Annotated in this window: 17 protein-coding genes; all 17 read right to left on the bottom strand. The window is 63.1% G+C overall.

The genetic code is table 11. The features are described from left to right. Window positions 1–77: 77 nt before the first annotated feature. The gene (locus M1D99_RS17080; protein WP_458130484.1) at window positions 78–3,173 is read right to left on the bottom strand and encodes an MdtB/MuxB family multidrug efflux RND transporter permease subunit; all 3,096 of its coding nucleotides are present in this window, start codon (window positions 3,171–3,173) and stop codon (window positions 78–80) included. Next, window positions 3,170–4,486 (bottom strand): MdtA/MuxA family multidrug efflux RND transporter periplasmic adaptor subunit, encoded by a 1,317-nt coding sequence (locus tag M1D99_RS17085; protein ID WP_458130485.1) that lies wholly within the window; start codon window positions 4,484–4,486, stop codon window positions 3,170–3,172. The genes M1D99_RS17080 and M1D99_RS17085 overlap by 4 nt, the downstream gene beginning before the upstream one ends. A 191-nt stretch (window positions 4,487–4,677) precedes the next feature. Continuing rightward, a complete protein-coding gene (gene tpx / locus M1D99_RS17090; RefSeq protein WP_018602018.1) occupies window positions 4,678–5,178 on the bottom strand; it encodes a thiol peroxidase in 501 nt (166 codons plus the stop codon). A 125-nt stretch (window positions 5,179–5,303) separates the two neighbouring features. After that, on the bottom strand, window positions 5,304–5,975 hold the full coding sequence (locus M1D99_RS17095) for a DUF3313 domain-containing protein (protein WP_186705747.1): 672 nt from the start codon (window positions 5,973–5,975) through the stop codon (window positions 5,304–5,306). Window positions 5,976–6,061: 86 nt separating this feature from the next. Continuing rightward, a complete protein-coding gene (locus M1D99_RS17100; RefSeq protein ID WP_434570597.1) occupies window positions 6,062–6,559 on the bottom strand; it encodes a GNAT family N-acetyltransferase in 498 nt (165 codons plus the stop codon). A 304-nt stretch (window positions 6,560–6,863) separates the two neighbouring features. Next, the gene (locus M1D99_RS17105) at window positions 6,864–7,844 is read right to left on the bottom strand and encodes a LysR family transcriptional regulator (protein ID WP_186705749.1); all 981 of its coding nucleotides are present in this window, start codon (window positions 7,842–7,844) and stop codon (window positions 6,864–6,866) included. A gap of 217 nt (window positions 7,845–8,061) precedes the next feature. Then, entirely contained in the window at window positions 8,062–9,006 is a 945-nt protein-coding gene (locus M1D99_RS17110) for a peptidylprolyl isomerase (protein ID WP_186729876.1), read from the bottom strand. After that, entirely contained in the window at window positions 9,003–9,482 is a 480-nt protein-coding gene (locus tag M1D99_RS17115; protein ID WP_434570600.1) for a YbjN domain-containing protein, read from the bottom strand. The genes M1D99_RS17110 and M1D99_RS17115 overlap by 4 nt, the downstream gene beginning before the upstream one ends. Before the next feature lie 22 nt (window positions 9,483–9,504). Next, entirely contained in the window at window positions 9,505–10,152 is a 648-nt protein-coding gene (locus tag M1D99_RS17120) for a DNA repair protein (protein ID WP_458130486.1), read from the bottom strand. A gap of 15 nt (window positions 10,153–10,167) precedes the next feature. Next, window positions 10,168–11,859: a putative porin gene (locus M1D99_RS17125; RefSeq protein WP_458130487.1), complete on the bottom strand. Its 1,692-nt coding sequence runs from the start codon at window positions 11,857–11,859 to the stop codon at window positions 10,168–10,170. A 41-nt stretch (window positions 11,860–11,900) separates the two neighbouring features. Then, complete coding sequence (locus M1D99_RS17130; protein ID WP_458130488.1) at window positions 11,901–12,608, bottom strand: TonB family protein; 708 nt, start codon at window positions 12,606–12,608, stop codon at window positions 11,901–11,903. A gap of 2 nt (window positions 12,609–12,610) precedes the next feature. Further along, on the bottom strand, window positions 12,611–13,036 hold the full coding sequence (locus M1D99_RS17135; RefSeq protein WP_003201710.1) for an ExbD/TolR family protein: 426 nt from the start codon (window positions 13,034–13,036) through the stop codon (window positions 12,611–12,613). Between the two features lie 10 nt (window positions 13,037–13,046). Then, the gene (locus M1D99_RS17140) at window positions 13,047–14,846 is read right to left on the bottom strand and encodes a DUF2341 domain-containing protein (protein ID WP_458130489.1); all 1,800 of its coding nucleotides are present in this window, start codon (window positions 14,844–14,846) and stop codon (window positions 13,047–13,049) included. 17 nt (window positions 14,847–14,863) lie between these two features. Continuing rightward, window positions 14,864–16,426, bottom strand: coding sequence for a ShlB/FhaC/HecB family hemolysin secretion/activation protein (locus tag M1D99_RS17145; RefSeq protein ID WP_434576521.1), 1,563 nt, complete (start codon window positions 16,424–16,426; stop codon window positions 14,864–14,866). 68 nt (window positions 16,427–16,494) lie between these two features. Next, complete coding sequence (locus tag M1D99_RS17150) at window positions 16,495–17,097, bottom strand: transposase (RefSeq protein ID WP_411384592.1); 603 nt, start codon at window positions 17,095–17,097, stop codon at window positions 16,495–16,497. Between the two features lie 1,952 nt (window positions 17,098–19,049). Beyond that, window positions 19,050–19,847, bottom strand: a complete 798-nt coding sequence (locus tag M1D99_RS17155; protein ID WP_434570610.1) for a transglutaminase family protein — start codon at window positions 19,845–19,847, stop codon at window positions 19,050–19,052. Beyond that, on the bottom strand, window positions 19,844–20,794 hold the full coding sequence (locus tag M1D99_RS17160) for an alpha-E domain-containing protein (protein ID WP_003201699.1): 951 nt from the start codon (window positions 20,792–20,794) through the stop codon (window positions 19,844–19,846). Before M1D99_RS17160 ends, M1D99_RS17155 begins: the two co-directional genes overlap by 4 nt. Window positions 20,795–20,796 lie beyond the last annotated feature (2 nt).

Here is a 20,796-nt window from a genome sequence, read left to right on the forward strand (position 1 = left end):
CGAGCAAGCTTTGCTCCCACAGCCCAGCGGGAGCAAGCTCCCTCGCCACAAAAGCCCGCTACATTCCAGGGAAGCGGTCATACCCGCACCTCATCCGCCTCAGGCCTGGCAAACCGGCGCCCCAGTCGATCGAAATACAGGTAGATCACCGGCGTGGTGAACAACGTCAAGACCTGGCTCACCAACAACCCGCCCACCATTACCAGACCCAGGGGTTGGCGCAGCTCGGCGCCGGAACCGGTGGCGAGCATCAGCGGTACGGCACCGAACAACGCCGCCAGGGTGGTCATCAGGATCGGGCGGAAGCGCAGCAACGCCGCCTGGTAGATCGCCGTCTGCGGGTCCATGCCCTGGTTGCGTTCGGCGTCGAGGGCGAAGTCGATCATCATGATCGCGTTTTTCTTGACGATGCCGATCAGCAGGATGATGCCGATGATCGCGATCATGCCCAGGTCATTGCCGCTGAGGATCAACGCCAGCAAGGCGCCGATAGCCGCCGAGGGCAAGGTGGAAAGGATGGTGATCGGGTGGATGTAGCTTTCGTACAACACGCCCAGGACGATGTACATGGTCACCACCGCCGCCAGGATCAGCAGCAAGGTACTCGACAACGACGCCTGGAATGCCTGGGCCGCGCCTTGGAATTCGGTCTGCACCCCCACCGGCATGCCGATGTCCCGCTGGACCTTTTCGATCACCTCCACCGCATGCCCCAGGGCCACCCCCGGCGCGAGGTTGAACGACATCATCACCGCGGGAAACTGACCAATGTGGGCAATCGCCAACTGAGCCTGACGCTCTTCGACCCGGGCCAGGCTCGACAGCCGCACCTGCCCGCCATCGGTGGTCTTGACGTGAATCTGGTCCAGCGCCTGCGGACCGATCCGCTCCCCGGCCTGGGCTTGCAGCACCACGCGGTACTGGCTGGCCTGGGTGTAGATAGTGGAAATCTGCCGCTGGCCGAAGGCGTCATACAGCGCATCGGTGATGTTCGACACCGAGACGCCCAGGCGTGACGCCGCGTCGCGGTCGATCACCAGGTAGACCTGCAGGCCCTTGTCCTGCAAATCGCTGGCGACGTCGGTGAGTTCCGGCTGGCGGCCCAGGGCCTCGACCAGGCGCCCGCTCCAGAGACTGAGCAACTCGGCGTCCGGCGATGACAGGCTGAACTGGTACTGGGTACGGCTGACCCGGTCTTCGATGGTCAAGTCCTGCACCGGTTGCATGAACAGGCGAATGCCCACCAGCCGGTCCAGTTGTGGCTGCAAGCGGGCAATGATTTCGGTGGCGCTGTCATCCCGCTCGCCATGGGGCTTGAGGTTGATCAGCAGGCGCCCGCTGTTGAGCGTGGCGTTATCGCCGTCCACGCCGATGTAGGACGACAGGCTCTGCACCGCCGGATCGGCGAGGATCACCTTGGCCAGTAGCTGCTGGCGCTCGCTCATGGCGGCAAAGGAGATCGATTGCGGCGCTTCGGAAATGCCTTGGATGACCCCGGTGTCCTGTACCGGGAAAAAGCCCTTGGGCACGGCCAGATACAGCACCACCGTCAGCACCAGGCTACCCACCGCCACCAGCAGGGTCAGTGGCTGATGCTTGAGCACCCATTGCAACTTGCGCCCGTAGGCGGCGATCAGCCAGTCGATCCAGGCGCCGCTGGCGCGATAGAAACGGCCCTGCTCTTCTTCCTTGGGCTCGCGCTTGAGCAAGCGAGCGCACATCATCGGCGTCAGGGTCAGGGACACCACCAGGGAAATCAGGATCGCCACGGCCAGGGTGATGGCGAACTCGCGAAACAAGCGCCCGACCACGTCGGCCATGAACAACAGCGGGATCAGCACGGCAATCAGCGACAGCGTCAGGGAAATCAGCGTGAAGCCAATCTGCTTCGCGCCCTTGAGCGCAGCCTGCATCGGGCTGTCGCCCTCTTCGATGAAACGGGCGATGTTCTCCAGCATGACGATGGCATCGTCCACCACGAAACCGGTGGCGATGGTCAGGGCCATCAAGGTCAGGTTGTTGATGGAGAAACCGGCCAGGTACATCACGCCGAACGTGCCGATCAACGACAACGGCACGGCCACCGACGGAATGATCGTGGCACTGACGCGACGCAGGAACAGGAACGTCACCATCACCACCAGGGCGATGGCGATCAGCAATTCATGCTGCACATCGGTGACCGAGGCACGGATGGTCTGGGTACGGTCGGTCAGCACAGTGACGTCCAGGCCGGCCGGCAGGTTGTCGGTAATGCTCGGCAGCAGGGCCTTGATCCGGTCCACCACCTCGATGACATTCGCGCCGGGCTGGCGCTGGATGTTCAGCAGCACGGCCTGGTTTTCGTTGGCCCAGGCGGCAAGGCGTTCGTTTTCGGCGCCGTCGACGATCTGCGCCACGTCCTTGAGCCGCAACGGCGCGCCGTTGGCGTAGGCCAGGATCAGTTCGGCGTAGTCCTTGGGCGACGTCAACTGGTCGTTGGCGTCGAGCATCGAGACCCGGGTCGGGCCGTCGAAATTGCCCTTGGGCTGGTTGACGTTGGACGCACCGATCAGCGTGCGCACATCCGCCAGGTTGAGGCCGTTGGCCGCCAGGGCCTCGGGGTTGACCTTGATGCGCACCGCCTGGCGCTGGCCGCCAGCGATGGTGACCATGCCGACGCCACTGATCTGGGCGATTTTCTGCGCCATGCGGGTGTCCACCAAGTCATTGAGCTTGGGCAGCAGCATGGTCTTGGACGTGATCGCCAGGGTCAGCACCGGGGTGTCGGCCGGGTTGACCTTGTTGTACACCGGCGGCGCCGGCAGGTCCGTGGGCAGCAGGTTGGTGGCCGCGTTGATGGCGGCCTGCACCTGCTGCTCGGCGACGTCCATGTTGATGTCGAGGTTGAAGCGCAGGGTGATCACCGAGGCGCCGCCGGAACTGGTGGAGGCCATCTGCGTCAGGCCTGGCATCTGCCCGAACTGCCGCTCCAGGGGTGCGGTGACCGCGCTGGTCATCACGTCGGGGCTGGCGCCCGGGTACAGGGTCATCACGCGGATGGTCGGGTAATCGACCTGGGGCAACGCCGACACCGGCAGCAGCCGATAGGCGATCAGGCCAGCCAGGATGATCGCCAGCATGCTCAGGGTGGTGGCGACCGGGCGAAGGATGAACAGTCGCGAGATATTCATGCGCCGCCCTTGTTCGCCTTGTCGGCCGCGGCCGGCTCAGTCGGTGCTGCCGCGGACTTGCCCTGCAGGTGCTCGGTCGGCGTGGTGGGAACGTCCTGGCTGTCGTTGACCACTTCCACTTCGCTGCCTTCCTTCAAGCGATCGGTGCCTTCGAGCACCACTCGATCGCCGGCGGCCAGGCCTTCGGTGACCACGGTGTTGGCGCCGTCGCTGGCGCCGATCTTCAGCTTCTTGATGGTGACCTTGTTGTCACCTTCCAGGGCATAGACAAAGGTGCCGTTGGTGCCGAACTGGATGGCGGCCGTCGGCGCCAGGGTCACGCCTTTGAGGGTGTCGGCCAGCAGGTGGACATTGACAAACTGGTTAGGGAACAGCGACTGGTCGCGGTTCTCGTAGCGGGCCTTGAATTTCAGGGTGCCGGTGGTGACGTCGATCTGGTTGTCCAGGCTCTGCAACACGCCACTGGCCTGGCGCTTCACGTCGCCGCGATCCCACGCTTCGACGGGGAGTTTCGCCCCGCTGCGGTAACGGGCGAGCACCGTGTCGAGGTTGTTTTCCGGCAAGGTGAACACGACGCTGATGGGTTGGGTCTGGGTGATGACCGCCAGGGCGGTGGTGTCGTTGGCCGACACCAGGTTGCCGACGTCCAGTTGACGCAAGCCGACGCGGCCAGTAATCGGTGCGCGGATCTTGGTGAATTCGAGGTTTAGCTTGGCGTCGTTGACGGCCGCCTGATTGGTCTTGACGGTGCCTTGGTACTGGCCCACCAGCGCCGCGGCGGTGTCGAGGGTCTGCTTGGCAATGCTGTCTTCGGCGTACAGGCCGCGATAGCGCTCAAGGTCTACCTGGGCATTTTTCAGCTGGGCCTGGTTCTGCAACAAGGTGCCTTCGGCCTGGAGCAAGGCGTTCTGGTACGGGCGTGGGTCGATCTCGGCCAGCAAGTCCCCGGCCTTGACCATTTGCCCCTCTTCGAAGGCGATCTTGACCAGTTCGCCACCCACGCGACTGCGCACGTTGATGGTGTTGAGGGCCGTGACCGTACCCAGCGCCTTGAAGTACAGCGGGAAGTCCCCGGTCGCCACCGGCGCCACCCGCACTGGAATAGGCCCCGTCGCCCCACCGAACCCCGGGCGCATGCTACCGGAACGTCCCACATGCCCCGCGGCTGCTTTTTCCCCTGCCCCATTTTTTTCGGTCGAGCCACTGGGCCAGAACTTCCAGGCCAGCGCTGCGATGACCAGCAGGACGAACAAGCCAAACAGCCAGCGACGGGAATTGCGGGAAACAGAGGATTGCATGGAGTGATCAACCATTGGGCGCGTGGGCTTCTTTTACGGGAGGCTGAACGATAAGCACTGGCGGCTATTTAGCAAAGCGCCTTTACCGGCAATTTACCTTGGGCTTACCTTTCGGATAGTCGGCTAACGCCTTGAAGCACAAAAGAAAACGGCCTGGGCAGGGCCAGGCCGTTAACAATTGTAATAAATACTTTATTTCAATCCACTTATTTCAGGACAGCCAGGGCCGCGTCGTAGTTCGGCTCTTCCGCGATTTCCTTGACCAGCTCGCTGTGCAGCACGGTGTCGTTTTCGTCCAACACCACCACGGCACGGGCGGTCAGGCCTTTCAGTGGGCCGTCGGCAATCGCCACGCCGTAGTCCTGGATGAATTCGGCACCGCGCAGGGTCGACAGGTTCTGGACGTTTTCCAGGCCTTCAGCGCCGCAGAAACGCGCCTGGGCAAATGGCAGGTCGGCGGAGATGCACAGCACCACGGTGTTGTTCAGCTCGTTGGCCTGGGCGTTGAACTTGCGCACGGAGGTGGCGCAGGTCGGCGTGTCGACGCTTGGGAAAATGTTCAGCACTTTGCGCTTGCCGGCGAAGTCCTTCAGGGAAACGTCCGACAGATTGCCGGCAACCAGGGAAAAGGCTGGCGCCTTGGAACCGGCTTGTGGCAACTGGCCGTTGACTTGGACCGGGTTGCCTTTGAGAGTGACTTGAGCCATGAACGGATTCCTTCTGACAGGTTTGAAAATGGTGAGGCCGGAGTTAACCACGAAATGCTCGCGTGACCTACGACCGGACATAAAAAGACACGACGTCGACCTCACCTCCTGCACCACGACGGTGACTATTTGGCCTTGAGTTTCAGGAATGACTGATGCAGGTCCGACGCCCAGCCATCGATGACCCCTTTGACGTCATCGGGCTTCATGACCTGGGACTCGTTGGACAGCGGCTTGCCGGTGCCTTTGCGCACGACTTGGGCGACCACCGCGTGAGTCCCACCGTCGAGGAAAACCGCTTCGGTGCCCAAGGTGGTTTCCTGGTCGCGAATACCGCTGGCGGTGCTGACAGCCGCCGCCACCAGCGCAATCGGGATCACCTCATAAGGTTTCAAGCCTTCGGTCTTGCTGCTGACAGCCGTAATCGCCGCACGCACCACGAGAACACCCGGCCCCGGAGCGGTCGCCAGGGGCAAGGATTTTTCCGCTTCCCGCTTGAGGGCCTGATCGTAGTACGCGGTGATACCCGACAGCGTGGCCTGGGGGATTTTCACGGTCGGCTGCGGCTTGGGGTACAGCTGCGTCGGCTCGATGTAGAGATGGGTGTACTTGCCCGGATCAATCTTCGGATCGATCCAACGCATGACCACGGCCCCCGACGGCGACTTCTCTTCCTTGAGCCGGCTGTAATCGCCTAGGAACCCGGAATATTCATCCGGCTGGGTCACTTTGCTCGAGCAACCCGCCAAGGCGAGCGAGGCGATGCAAACACAGCCGATCATGGACGAAAACTTCATGCTGTCACTCCTGTAAGCCACACGAGGCGGGGCCGGAACTACAGGTATAGCCAATGGGCGGTTTTTTGCCTGTTCCGGTGCGGTTTTCAGCGCAACCGTGCCATGGCCAGCGTGTCCACCCAGCGACCGTCACGCACGGCATAGTCGCGCAACAGGCCTTCGGTTTCGAAGCCGAACTTGCGATACAGCCCGATGGCCGCTTCGTTGTCGGCGTACACCGTCAGTTCGACTCGCCGCAGGTTCATCCAGTTGTCCGCGACATCCAGCGCGGCGGCCAGCAACATCGAACCCACGCCCTTGCCCTGCCAGGCGACGGCCACGCCCATGCCGAGGCTGCCGCAGTGAGCCCGACGCACCCGTGTGAACTGCTCCAGCCCCAGGTTGCCGATGACTTCACCTTCGTGCAGGGCCACCAGTTTCAACAGGCGCTCGTCATCCATCGCCAGGCGCTTGCGCCAGACTTCGGCGGACTGGAAAGGCATCTGCAGCACCTGGCGCGTCACCGCCGGGTCGTTGTAGAGCGCGGTGACGCCGGGGATATGAACTTCAGTGAAGCGTTCGAGGGTGATCGAAGAGTCAGACATGGGGCTCCTTCCTGGAGGCGCGACAAGGCCGGTCACTATAAACCGCGCCAGGTTATAGGGGGAGCCTGTGGGAGCGAGCTTGCTCGCGAAGGCGGAGTATCAGTCAATGAAGTGTTGAATGTGCCGGCCTCTTCGCGAGCAAGCCCGCTCCCACAAGGGACAGGGGTGCACATGAATTTGTGGCTGCCGAAAATCCAGAGCGGGAGCGGGCTTGCTCGCGAAAGCGGTGGGTCAGCTACGGAGCTGTTGGATATGTTGACCTCATCGCGAGCAGGCTCGCTCCCACAGGGTTAGCGTGGGCCAGTCAGGCCTGGAACCAATCCCGGCGCTCATCCAGTGTGTGTTGGATCAGCTCACGCAGCATCTGCACCTCTGGCGAGCCTTCGGCCTGGGCATTGACGGCCATCCACAAATGTCGCTGCATGGGCAGGCCGAACACGTCCGGCAACGCCACCAGGCCTCGGTCGAAGCGGCTCATGTACTGTGGCAAAAGGCCGATGCAGGCGCTGCAGCGAATCATTTCCAGCATCAGTTCGTAAGATTGCACCTGCACCACACCGGCCCGGCGCTGCTCTATCAGGGCGTTCCACGGTGCGAAACCGTCCACGTGCCGATCCGCCTGCCATTGCACCAGCATGTAGTCATTCAGGTCGTCCAGGCAGTCCGGGCGCGTGGCCGGTCGTGAATAACGTTTGGCGATGTGCGGCAGATAATCCAACCGCGCCAGTCGATCCGCAGGCAATGTGGCGAAGCTCGGCCCCGGCGCCGACGCCTGGGCATCACTCAACCACAGCACCAGGTCGGCGCTGACGGCTTGCAGCGCCAGTTCACTGTCCAGGGTGATGATCTGCAATCGCACGCTGGCGTTGCGCCGCAACAACGAAATCAGGTCACGCCCGAGGATGTCATGCAAAATCGACTCGGCCACGGCCAGGCGAATCAAGGGCTGATCGTTCGGGGGCGGCGAGTTTTCATGGGCCAGGCTGATCAATCGGGCCTGCAACTGCCGGCCTTCGCGACTGAGGGTCAAGGCGCTGCCCTGGAAGCTGAACAATGATCGTTGCAGCCGCCCCTCCAACTGCGCCAATTGCTTGCGCAGCCAGGTCGCCTTGACGTTGAGGCTGCGGGCCGCTTGCATGAAGCAGCCGCAGCGGGCACTGACCAGGAAACACTGCGCCACCTGCGGCTCGATAGCGCCGGCCATGGCCAGCCAAGGGTCGGGGGCACGCAACGGTGTGCGGTATGCGCTGACAGCCTGGCGTCCTGCTGGCTCGATGAAGGTCATGGGTGACTCCCTGTCGGTGGTACGAATACATGAGGCTACGCGGGGTCTTCAGCCAGGCAAGCTCCCCTGTGGCGAGGGAGCTTGCTCCCGCTGGGTTGCGCAGCAGCCCCAAAAACCTGTCCCCGATTCTTGTTGAAAGATCGCGGTCATTTCGGTGGGGCTGCTACGCAGCCCAGCGGGAGCAAGCTCCCTCGCCACGAGTTAGGTATGGACCTCACTAGAGCCCCTCTTCCAACACCTTGCTCAACTGCGCGCCATCGATGCTCAACGTCGCCGTGTCGAGCATGCCATCCAGGTATGCCTTGGCGATCTGCTCCTGGCGTTCGGCGCGCAGGGCCTGGGTCAGGCGTTCGCGGACTTCGTCCAGGGTCGCTTCCCGGGCCGGTTGCTGTTCGGTGAGCTTGATGACATGGAAGCCCGCCGGGCTCTGCACCGGGTCCGACACCGCGCCGACTTTCAAGCGCGCCACTGCTTCACGCACAGGGGGAACCAGTTGCTGCAACGGCTGATAACCACTGTCCCCGCCCCGTTCGGCACTGGTGCGGTCTTGGGAAAAACGACTGGCCAGGGCGCCGAACTCGGCTGGCGACGCCTGGGCCTTCTTGCTCAGCTCCAGCGCTTGCCGACGCACCGCCTCCACGGTCTGCGGTTCGGTGGCCGCCAGGAAAATCTGGCTGACGCGGTACAGCGCCGGCGCCGTCCAGTTGGCTTTCCCTGCATCGTAGGCCTGCTTCAACTCGTCTTCACTGGGGTAACCGGCCGGCACCTGGCTAACCGACTGCAAGTAATCCCGAAACACGATCTGCTCAGCCGCCGCTCGGGTCTGGCGCTCCACCTCGGGGCGCTGGCGCCAGCCCTGGGCATCGGCCTGTTCCAACACGGCTTTTTCCGCCAGGCGCGCACGGATCCAGCCTTCCAGCGCAGCCCGATTGCCACGCATTTGCTGGCGAACCTCGGGGGCCAGCGCAGCCAGCAAAGCCTTGAGTTCGTCGGGGCTGACCTGCTGGTTGCCCAAGCGGGCCAGACTCGGCGTGTCGGCCGAAGCAACACTGGCGGTCTGCACCGCGGCGACCGGATCGCTTCCCGGCCGCAGGCCCAGCACCAGCGCCACGGCGATCAGGCCCAGCGCCGCGGCGCTGATGACGACAGTCGGCTTTTTCACGATGCGACGGCCTCCTCCAACGGCGCCTCGACGGGCTCGGCCGCGGTTTGCACCCCCGCCGCGTTCTGGCTGTATTCACGCAGGAAGACAATGAACTCCTGCAACAGGCGGTCCCACAGTTCCAAGTGGCTGCGCAGATGATCGGCACTCACGCCCGCCGCGACGACCACGTCCATTTCCATCACCAGGAATTCGCCCTGCAGCGACAACCGAGCAAAGCGCCGCGACGCGTTCCACCGTTCAGCCAAACCGGCCGGCAATTCGCCCTGCACCCGCAAGGCACAGCTGAAGGTGAAGTCCAGGTATTCGCCCGCCGTCGCTGCCGGATTGCCGAATCGCACGGCAAAGCCGATGCCCTGGCTGGCGCTGAGCAGCTGCACAATGCCGTTCTGCTCGGTTTCGTTGACCCGATAACCGGCGGCCTGCAACAACTCGGTGAGGGATTTTGCGCCGACGTACTCAATCATTGCGGTCATGTTCGGTTCTTCCTTGTGCTGTTCAGTGAGTGATCGAGGCCTGGGGCGCATCGAAACGGTTCTTGTAGAGATCATCGCCAAACCCTTGGGCCAGCTCTTCGAAACGCACCCGGGCCTTGGCCGCGAACGGCTGGCGGATCTTCACGATGTCGGTCACATCGATGGTTTCGTAGGCATGCAGCAGCGTCTTGGCGACTTCGTACATCTGCTGATTCTTGACCGAACATTGCTGCACTTGTGTGTCACGCGCGATCAATTGCCCCTCCAGGCGGGCGCGCTCGGCCTCTTTGCCACGGGCCAGGGCCAGCAGTTCTTCATAGGCTTTCTTGAACTTGCCGACTTGCTCGTTGCTGGCCGCCACCTGGGCCTGGGCCTGGCTTTGCAGGCTTTGCTGGTGCCCGGCCAGTTGCTCGGTGAGGGCCTGGGCCTTGCTCAGTTGCGCGGTCAATTGCTTGATCTGCGCCTGGGCGTCCTTGGCCTGACTCTCTGCAGCCTGGCGGGCAGCGCTGGCCTGGGCCTGCTCGCTCTGCAGGGCTTGCAACTGCGCGGTAGTGCTGCGCAATTGTGCCCGCAAGCGCTCTTCCAGGCCTTCGCCGTGAGCCATGCCGCTGAGCAATAGGCCCAGCATCAGCAACGCGGCCGGGCATTGATAATTGGCTCGCCTTTTCATGAGGCCTCCCAGCGCTTAGAAGCGCGTGTTGATTTCAAGCTGCAAGACATCGATGTCGTACGGCGCGCCGTACACCGCTTCGGAACTCAACCAGCGGCCGGTGGCAAAGACGTTGCTTGCCAGGCCATAGTTGCCGCCCAGGAAATACCCCTTGGCATTGGTGCCCCCCAGATGGAATGACGAATCGTTGAAGCCGTCCGGCAAGGCGTCCGGCTGGATGTACTTGTAGCCGGCGAACAGGTTCCAGTCGCCCTCGCGCTTGAGTTCCAGGGAGTTGCCAAGGGTGAACTGGAGCATCCAGGCGTTGGCGCCGCTTTCCACCTCGCCGTTTTCGTCCAGGTTGTTGGCGAACTGCCCTTCGGAGCGCTTGCGCATCTCGCCTTCGTCGTAGCCGAGGTTGTGGACGTAGTGGGCCTGGCTGCGCAGCTTGAGGTCTTCAGGCAAATCGGTGTCCCAGGCGACGTTCAGGTCCAGCAGGTTGAACTCCGAGGCAAGGCCGACGTATTGCGGCTGCGGCGTGGCAGACGGGTTGAGCGGATTGGGCGTGATGTCGCGTAGCAGGAACACGGTGTTGCCCTTCTGCATGAACGCCACCCGCGAACCGTCGCTGTCGCAGCCTGGATCACCGGCCCAGGGCTCGCACGGCGAGGAACGCTGGCCTTCGATGTCGTCGAAGCGGTAATAGGCCATGGCCCCCTTGATCCGGTTGCTGTCGTTGATGGCCCAGTTGGCCCCCAGTTGCGCACCGTACAGCCACTTGTTGTCGCTCTCTTCCTTGTCGCTGCCATTGCTGGTGCTGGTGTCGTTGGTGTACTCCACCGGGAACGCGCCGACAGTACCGAACACACCCCAATCCTGATTGAGCTTGTGGTTGAAATTCGCCGCCACGCCATCGAAGTTCAGGTCACCGGAATACAGCAGGTCGGTGGAGAAAAACGGGTTGGCGAAACGCCCGCCGGTCAGGGTCAGTTCGTCCGACGGTTTCCAGTTCAGGTAGCCCTGGTCGAGCCAGATGTCTTTTTTGCCAAAGCCGCCGCCCAGGGTCTGGGTGGTGGACACCGGGTTGTTGTCCGAGCCGGTGCCGATGCGGATGCCCGCCGTCCATTGCGGGGCAATCACGGCCTTCATGCCCAGGCGGGCGCGCAGGCGGAACAGGTTTTCCCGGTCTTCGCGGGTGTTGAGCAACGGCGGCAGGCTGGAGCTGCTGTTGGGATTGACGTCGTAAGGCCCTCTATCATTGAGTCGGGCGAAGTCGACGATCTCGTTGCTGTTGGTGCCCGAGTAATAGCGCGACTCATCCCGCAGGCGAATGTCGCCATCGAAACTGATGCGCGAGACCCAATCCGGGAAGGTGTTGGGCTGAGCCCAGTTTTCCTGCTTGGCGGTGGCCATGACTTCAGCCTTGACCTGATCGCGGATCTGCTCGCGGACGATGTTCGGCACGTATTGCACCCGCACGTCCCCCGGCGCACCGGCCGGCGCAGCGGCTACTGCCGTAGCCGCCTGGCGGGCCTGCACGGCTTCCCGTTCGGCCTGGGCGATCAAGCCATCGGCCTGGTCCTGCTTCAGCACGCCCTGCTGCACCAGCAGGCGGATCAGATTGATCGTGGCGTTTTCCGACGGCGGCGGGGCGGCGGCCGCGTGTCCGGCCAGGCTCAAGACCACCAGGCCGATCGCCCACGACAATCGATTCACATTGGAAATCATCTGCACACAACTCCTGTTGGCGAACTTTTCTGGATATTCGATTAGCCCGGACGCTTTCCTTTAAATGTCATGCGTACAGGTATTTTCAGGGAGGCCGGTGGCCGTTCATTCAAGTGCCGCGAAGCACGCAGCGAAGCGATGACTTTCTCGTCGGTCTGTGGGTTTCCGCTGGACTTCGCCAGTTCCACTCGAGTGATTTCACCCGAGGCACTGACCCAGACATCGGCCTGCAATGTGAACTCCAGCTTGCGAAGCTCTGGGTCATCGCGCAGCAGGCGCTGAAAGGCAACCGCCATCATCTGGCCGTAAGTGGCATTCCCCAGCCCGCCGCCACCGCCGGTACCAGACATGCCCCCTCCCTTACCCGCGCCAATGTTGAAAGCGTCGTTGCCGGACTGGGCATCACCGTCCATCTGCATTGGGTTCGCCAGGTCATCGACCGGCGACGGCGGCGCTTCTTCTTCGGGCTTGACCTCTTCGGGTTCCGGGGTCGGTTCGGGCTCGACCACCTTCTCCTCGACCTGGGGCTCCGGTTCCTTGGGTTTTTCCGGCGGCGGCGGTGGCGGCGGTGGCAGCGGGATGATGGTCGGCACCTTCGGTGCTTCGCGCCGCACGCCACTCATGTCGTTGGCCCACTGCCACAGCAGCCAGGCCGCCACGGCGCCCAACAGCAGGCCGGCGGCCCACTTGAGCAGGCGCAACGGCGCGGTCTTCACCGGGGGCGGATCGATGGGAAGTCTGGCGGTCATGATCAGCCCTGGCTCGGTTTGCCGGTCACGAGACCGACCTGGGACAGTTCCAGGCGCCGCAACAGGTCCAGTACTTCAATGACTTTCTGGTACTGCACCGTCGCGTCGCCGCGCACGATCACCGGGAAGTCCGGGCTCTGGGCTTTTTCGATGCGCAGGCGCTCTTCCAGCTCGGCCAGGGTCACCGGATAGGCATCGAGGAACACCTGGCCGCCATCGTTCACCGAAATCGCCTTGGTCTTGGCTTCGGACAACGACACCGAGGCGCTGGCCTTGGGCAGGTTGATCTGGATACCCGACACCTGGGCCGTGGCCGTAAGGATGAACATCACCAGCACCACCATGAGCACATCCACCAACGGTGTGATGTTGATGCTGTCGACGGCCGCATCATCGTCGTCATCGTGTGAAGCGTTTACGCTAGCCATGGCGATTTCCTCAGGCCGGTACGGACGATTGGACGTGATGGCCGCGGCGATGCGCCGCTTCACCCGACTGGCCTTCGCCGTGCATCTCCGCCAGGCGGGTGATGAACTCGTCGACGAAGACCCGCATGTCGGCGCTGACTTCCTTGTTGCGGGTGATCAGGCGGTTGTAGCCAAACAGAGCAGGGATCGCGACGAACAGGCCCATGGCGGTGGCGAGCAAGGCCGCAGCCATGCCCGGGGCGATGGCGTTGATGTTCACGTCACCGGCCATGGCCGTGCCGAGGAACACCACCATGATCCCCAGCACAGTGCCGAGCAGGCCAATGTACGGACCGCCGGCGATGGCGTTGGACAGGGTCGAGAGTTTCGAACTCAGCGCCTGGTTCTCCCGGGTGCGCACGCCGTCCATGGAGCAGCGGATCGCTTCGATGGTGGCCGCCGACACTGACGAGGTGTCAGCGCCCTGCTCGCGGCGGGTGCGGATTTCCTTGACCGCCACCAGGTACAAGCGCCACAGCGAAGAGTGTTGCAGGCGCTGGGCAAGGTCCTGGTCGTCGGCAAACATCTCCAGGCGTGTGCCGATCCGGGCGAACTGCTCGCGGAAGGCTTCGTTGGCGGCGCTGAGGCGGCTGACCATGCGATTCTTGCGGATCATGATGATCCACGACTGGAACATCATCAGCACCAGCACGCCGATGATCACCCACGCATCCAGCGGCACGGCGTTGAGCAGGAAACCCAGGCTGCCGAAACCGAAGCCGGACTGTTCCTCATCGACGCCGTAGGCCACCAGTTTCGACTCGGCGCCCTGGGCATTGGCGTCGGCCAACAGCAGCGGTGCCGGGCGGGCGACCTTGGACAGCCGCGCTTCGTCCATGGCACCGCTGAAAGGCGCGAAGGTGCCGGCGGAAACGTCAGCGCCCAAGGCCATCGGCGAATTCAATGCCGGCATCGCCACGGCGAGGCTCGCGGTTTCGCGCCCATTGACGTACAGCACGACGCGGTCGCCCGAGGCGGTCAACGCCAGGTGCTGCCACTGGCCGGGGTTCAGTGGTTGGGTCGAGACCGCGCGCTGGTCGTTGACCGCTACGAACGGCACACCCTGGTTGACACCCACCAATAGACTGGTGGCGGCTTCACGACGGGCCAGGATGATTTGCTCGCCACTGGCCTGGTCCTGGCGCAGCCAGGTGCTGAAGGTGAATGCCGCACCGGCGCTGTGTTGCAACGATGGGCTGGCGGGCAACAGCAACGGCTGGCCGTTGAACTGCAAGGCACGCCCGATCACCCCGTCGATGCTGACGCCAGCCGCGCCCTGGGCGTTGTTGCCGTAGGCCGTGGTATCCCGGGGCGGTACGCCAGTGGCGCCGTCGAAGTGGTACAGCGCGGTGTAGTCCGGGTCGAAAGTCAACTGGCCGCTGCCCGTGGCCGGCGCCTTCTGGTTGCCGTAGTACATCCACAGGTCCTGGCGTTGGCCACCCTCCACATTCGGCACGTCGACCCAGATCAGTGCCATGCCCATCAGCGGGTCGAAGCTTTCGATCTGGTGATTGAGCACGGTCTTGTCATCGGCGCTGACGAAACGCAGGTCCGAACCGTCGTCCTTGACGCCGTCGAAGGTGAAGTTGCCGGTGTGCAGGCGCACCAGCAACGCCGTGCGGCCCAAGGCCTGGGCGATGGCGGCGCCCTGGGGCGTGGTGTCCACGGAAATCTGTTTGCGATAGTGCCAATCGTCCTGCCACCAGGCATTGGCGGTCGCCGGAAGCACCAGCCCCAGGCAGATCAACAGGGATAACAATAAGCGTTGCATGGACATGACTCCTGGGTTCAAAACGTCGCTTGCAGGTTGAAGTGCAGGCGCGATTCCTGTTTCGAGGTGTTCGGCCCGTCGAGCAGCGGATAGCCCCAGTCGAGGCTGCCGGACAGCCATTTGCTCAGGCTCGCGCGGGTGCCGAGGCCGACGCTGGCGAGGCTGTAGTCGGCTTCCTGGTCGGGCAGTTCGTCGCGTAGATACAGCTGCGCGCCTTCGGCGAAGGCATAGAAGCGCCACTCCTGGACATAACTGCCGAGGAACTTGGCCAGGGACGGCGTGCGCAGCTCCTGGGACAGCAGGTAGCCGTCATCGCCGGTGCGCTCGGCGGCCAGGTAGCCGCGCACCGAGGTGGCGCCACCGGCGGAAAATTGTTCGTTGGAAACCAACGGCCCGGAGGCCAGTTGGAAGGCGGCCTTGGAGGCGGTCTGCCAGTCGTTGCCGAAGGTAAAGGTGTAATTGCCGTCGCCCTTGAGCACGGCGAAGCTGGGGCTGGCGCGATAGCGCTTGTAGTCGAACTCTTCGTCGGAACTGCCATAGCCCAGCAGGCTGCGGGTACCCGCCACCAGGCTCAAGCCGAGGCCCAACTGGCTGTGCTCGGTGTAGCGAAAGCCGTTGTAGGCGAAGGTGAACGGCGCGTACTTGAGCGGCGCCTTGTCGCTGGCGCCGCCGAGGTTGAGTTCCTCCTCGAAGTCCTTGAAATCCACCCCGACTGAAAAGCTGTTGGCCCATGCCCCCGTGGATGGCAGGCTGTAGATCGCCGACACCCCATAGGAATGGCCTTTGCCCAATACGTTGCTGCCGCCGACGGTGGCCACGTTGCTGTCGGATTGGTAACCGGAGAATTGCACACTCCAGCGTTCGCTCAGCGGCGCGGTGTAGGAACCCGACCAGACCTTGGCGTTTTCGGTGTCCTGGGGCGCGGTGAAGAACGTCAGGGAAACGCTGTGGCCCAGTTGCCAGAGGTTGTTGTAGCCCAGGCTCGCGACAGTGCGCAGCTTTTCGGTGTCGGCGCTGTAGTCGTTGTTCAGGCCCAGGCTGGCTTGCCAGGGGTTCTGGTCTTCGACCTGCAAATCCACGTCCATGGTGCCGGGGCGCTGGCCTTCGCGCACCAGCGGCATGACCTGGCGTCCCGGGGTTTTGTTCAACTGCGCCAGTTCGGTCTGAACCTGGGCAAAATCCGGCACCTCGCCTTCCTTGAGTGCCGGCACGTCCTCGCGGATTTCCACGGGAGAATAGTGCTTGGCTCCCACCACACGGACCCGGCCGACCTTGGTCTCGCTGACTTGCAGGTAGACGATGCCGTCGTCGACTTTCTGCTCCGGCAACTCGACGAAGACCGATTGATAACCACGTGCCTGATAGGCTTTCTGCAGCGCTTCCCGGGCGCCCTCGATGTCGCTCAAGGCCTTTTGCGGACCGAGGAACGGGTACACCGCTTCCTCGATGGCCCGGGCATCGAGCACCGTGTTGCCGCGCACGAAATACTCGTTCACGTCCACCAGGCGCGCCGGCGCTGCTTCGGCCTCCTGCCCTCCTTCGGCGGCGATTGCCGACGGCCCCCCGACCGCCAACAGCAGCCAGCCCCACAGCGCTGGCCGCGATTTGAAGAAATGCTCCACACCACCCCCTGAATTCAAAGTACGGCTCAATTGCTTGCGGTCGATGTCGTGGCGTGCCGGGCCAGCCAGGTGTGCAGTAGCGCGAAGTTCAAGGAGAACTCCGGCATTTGCAGCAAGGCGCCACAGAACACTTCACCGATGATTTTCTGGATGAGCCGCACCGCCTGCGCATCGCCCAGCAGCGTAGCGAGGTCCTTGCTCAGGACGTTGAAGCTCCAGACCTTCTGGTTCAGGTCCAGGCCGACAAACCAGCGGAACAGCAGGTTGTAATTGAGTTGTTCGTAGAGTTGCTGCTCGCTGGGCACCGAATAGAGCAGTTGCAGCAGGAGGATGTGCATGGCGGTTTGCGGTGCGATCAGCATCTGGGCGCGGGCATTGAGGCCCTGCAGCACATCGCGATGGTCGTCCAGCAGGTCGTCGATCTGCGGACGCAGCAAGACCAGTGAATGGCCTTGCGGAATGTAACTGGACACTTCCTTGAGCGCGCCCTGCCAGTCATCCTGGGAAACGATCCAGACCCACGGCGCGCCGTAGCGATACACCGAGACCGGCTGCTTGCGCGCCGCCTCGACGATCTTCGACAGCCGCTGGTCAAGCTCCTGCATGCCCACTTTCGAATAACGTTCCATAGTCCCCATCGCCTCACTCCCGGCTTCGCGCCCCGGCTCCAAACGACCTGAAAGGTCCCCTCGAACACGTCACACAGGCATGACGGGAATGGCGATGTGCTACCGAACTTTTGTCATGAAAGCTTCATTTGATAGGGTTTTGAGTGAGTGAGCTTTTTGTGGGAGCGAGCTTGCTCGCGATGGCGGTGGGTCAGTTGGCGCTGATGTCGGCTGGGCAACCGTCATCGCGAGCAAGCTCGGCTCCCACAGGGGACTTGGGTGTTTCCAGACCTGATGCCGAGCACTCAACCCCGTGGCGAGGGAGCTTGCTCCCGCTGGGCTGCGAAGCGGCCCCAATAAGCTGCATGCGATCTGCCTGGCGCCACGCGGTGCTTGGTTTTGGGGCTGCTGCGCAGCCCAGCGGGAGCAAGCTCCCTCGCCACAAAGGCGGTTTGGTTGAGGACAAAACCTATGGCCCTCCCACTGGGTTCTCGAGTGGCCACAAGGTTTTTGTCCACCGCCAATTTCAGTGTGCGAGCTTGCTCGCGATGGCGGTGGGTCAGTTGGCGCTGATGTCGGCTGGGCAACCGTCATCGCGAGCAAGCTCGGCTCCCACAGGGGACTTGGGTGTTTCCAGACCTGATGCCGAGCACTCAACCCCGTGGCGAGGGAGCTTGCTCCCGCTGGGCTGCGAAGCGGCCCCAATAAGCTGCATGCGATCTGCCTGGCGCCACGCGGTGCTTGGTTTTGGGGCTGCTGCGCAGCCCAGCGGGAGCAAGCTCCCTCGCCACAAAGGCGGTTTGGTTGAGGACAAAACCCTATGGCCCTCCCACTGGGTTCTCGGGTGGTCACAAGGTTTGTGTTCACCACCCACTCCAGTGTGCGAGCTTGCTCGCGATGGCGGTGGGTCAGTTGGCGCTGATGTCGGCTGGGCAACCGTCATCGCGAGCAAGCTCGGCTCCCACAGGGGACTTGGGTGTTTCCAGACCTGATGCCGAGCACTCAACCCCGTGGCGAGGGAGCTTGCTCCCGCTGGGCTGCGAAGCGGCCCCAATAAGCTGCATGCGATCTGCCTGGCGCCACGCGGTGCTTGGTTTTGGGGCTGCTGCGCAGCCCAGCGGGAGCAAGCTCCCTCGCCACAAAGGCGGTTTGGTTGAGGACAAAACCCTATGGCCCTCCCACTGGGTTCTCGGGTGGTCACAAGGTTTGTGTTCACCACCCACTCCAGTGTGCGAGCTTGCTCGCGATGGCGGTGGGTCAGTTGGCGCTGATGTCGGCTGGGCAACCGTCATCGCGAGCAAGCTCGGCTCCCACAGGGGACTTGGGTGTTTCCAGACCTGATGCCGAGCACTCAACCCCGTGGCGAGGGAGCTTGCTCCCGCTGGGCTGCGAAGCGGCCCCAATAAGCTGCATGCGATCTGCCTGGCGCCACGCGGTGCTTGGTTTTGGGGCTGCTGCGCAGCCCAGCGGGAGCAAGCTCCCTCGCCACAAAGGCGGTTTGGTTGAGGACAAAACCCTATGGCCCTCCCACTGGGTTCTCGAGTGGCCACAAGGTTTTTGTCCACCGCCAATTTCAGTGTGCGAGCTTGCTCGCGATGGCGGTGGGTCAGTTGGCGGTGATGTCGGCTGGGCAACCGTCATCGCGAGCAAGCTCGGCTCCCACAGGGGACTTGGGTGTTTCCAGACCTGATGCCGAGCACTCAACCCCGTGGCGAGGGAGCTTGCTCCCGCTGGGCTGCGAAGCGGCCCCAATAAGCTGCATGCGATCTGCCTGGCGCCACGCGGTGCTTGGTTTTGGGGCTGCTGCGCAGCCCAGCGGGAGCAAGCTCCCTCGCCACAAAGGCGGTTTGGTTGAGGACAAAACCCTATGGCCCTCCCACTGGGTTCTCGGGTGGTCACAAGGTTTGTGTTCACCACCCACTCCAGTGTGGGAGCGAGCTTGCTCGCGATGAGGCTTCAGCTTCGGCGTGCCTTTATTGGTGTTGCACCTGCACCATCGAGCTCACCTGCACCCGCGCCTGCATCTGTTCGGCCCCGCCACCCCGGCGCATGCCTCGGACCGGGCAGGCGTCGAGGTAGTCCAGGCCGACCGCCAGTTTCAGGTGGCGGTCTGGAAGGGTCAGGCGGTTGGTCACGTCGAAGCTGTACCAGCCGTCGTCGAGCCAGGCTTCCGCCCAGGCGTGGCTCGCCAGGTGGCTTTCATCCTCGGTGCACAAGTAGCCGGATACATAACGCGCGGGAACGCCCAGGCTGCGGGCGCAGGCCAGGAAGGCGTGGGTATGGTCCTGGCAAACCCCCGTTCCACCGGCAAACGCCTCGGCGGCAGTGCTGTTGACCGCCGTCGTGCCGGGGCTGTAGGGCATCCGCGCGGCCAGGCCATTCATCAGATCGGTCAAGGCCGAACGATCCCGTCGCCCTGCGCATTGCTCGACAGCGAAGGCGCTGAGGGTCTCATCCGCCTCGGTGAGACGGCTGGTGCGCAAGAACGGCAGCGGCGACTGGCCGTCCGGCTCCATCGCTATCGACTGATGGATTTCCACCTCGCCATAAGCCGTCAAGACCAAGGCACCGTGGGGCTCGTCCATGGTCATGACGTGAAGGATGTTGCCGTAAGGATCAAGCTGGCTGCGCACCAGTCGCGGTAGTTCCAAGTGCCACTCCAGGATGCGCTGGCGCTGGGTGTCCCGAGGCGTCAGGCGCAGGAACTGGATGCTGGTGCAGACTTCATCGGCGTAGCTGTAGGTGGTGTCGTGGCGTATGGACAGTTTCATACGACCTCCAGGTAAGACTCATGGACCGTCTGGCCCAAGTGGCGGATTTGCCCGATCAAATCCGTCAGCCATTGATGCAGGCCCGAGGCAAGGATCTCGTCGATTCCGGAATAACGCAGTCGCGCATTCAGCTCGGCGGCCAGGCGTTGTGCCGGCCGGCCGTTGTTGCCCGGCAAACTGGCGAGGATATGGTCCAGTTCCTCGATACAGGCATGCAGCGAACGCGGGACGTCGGCCCGCAACAGCAGCATCTCGGACACCTGCTCGGCATTGGGCGCGTTGCGATAGATCTCGTTGAACGCCTCGAACGAAGACAGCGCCCTCAGCAAGGCACTCCACTGGTAATAACCACGGGCCGAGTTGTCACTGACCTCCTCCGACTCCTCGCCGAACATCTCGTAGCGAGCATCCAGCAGGCGCAGGGTGTTGTCGGCCCGTTCGATAAAGGTCCCCAGGCGAATGAAGCAGTAGGCATCGTTGCGCATGATGGTGCCCGACGTCGCGCCCCGGAACAGGTGCGAACGCTCCTTGACCCACTCGCAGAAATGGCTGATGCCGTAGCGCCCCAGGCCATTGCTGGCGATGTTGCGCATTTCCAGCCAAGTGGCGTTGATGTTCTCCCACATATCGGCAGTGATGCGCCCGCGTACCGCATGGGCATTGGTCCGCGCGGCGCGCAGGCAGCTGTAGATACTGCCGGGGTTGGTTTCATCCAGGGCAAAGAAATGCAGCATGCGCTCGGTGTTGAGCGCGTCATAACGGGCGTTGTAATCATCCAGTGTACCGGCCGCCAGCAGTGACATCGCCAGCTCGGCATGGCCATCGCTGCGCCCGGCCTGGGGCATCAGCGACAGCGAATAGCTGACTTCGAGCATGCGCGCCAGGTTCTCGGCGCGCTCCAGGTAGCGGGACATCCAATAGAGGTCCGAAGCAGTTCTTGAAAGCATGT

Source organism: Pseudomonas sp. R3-41, from assembly GCF_054161485.1.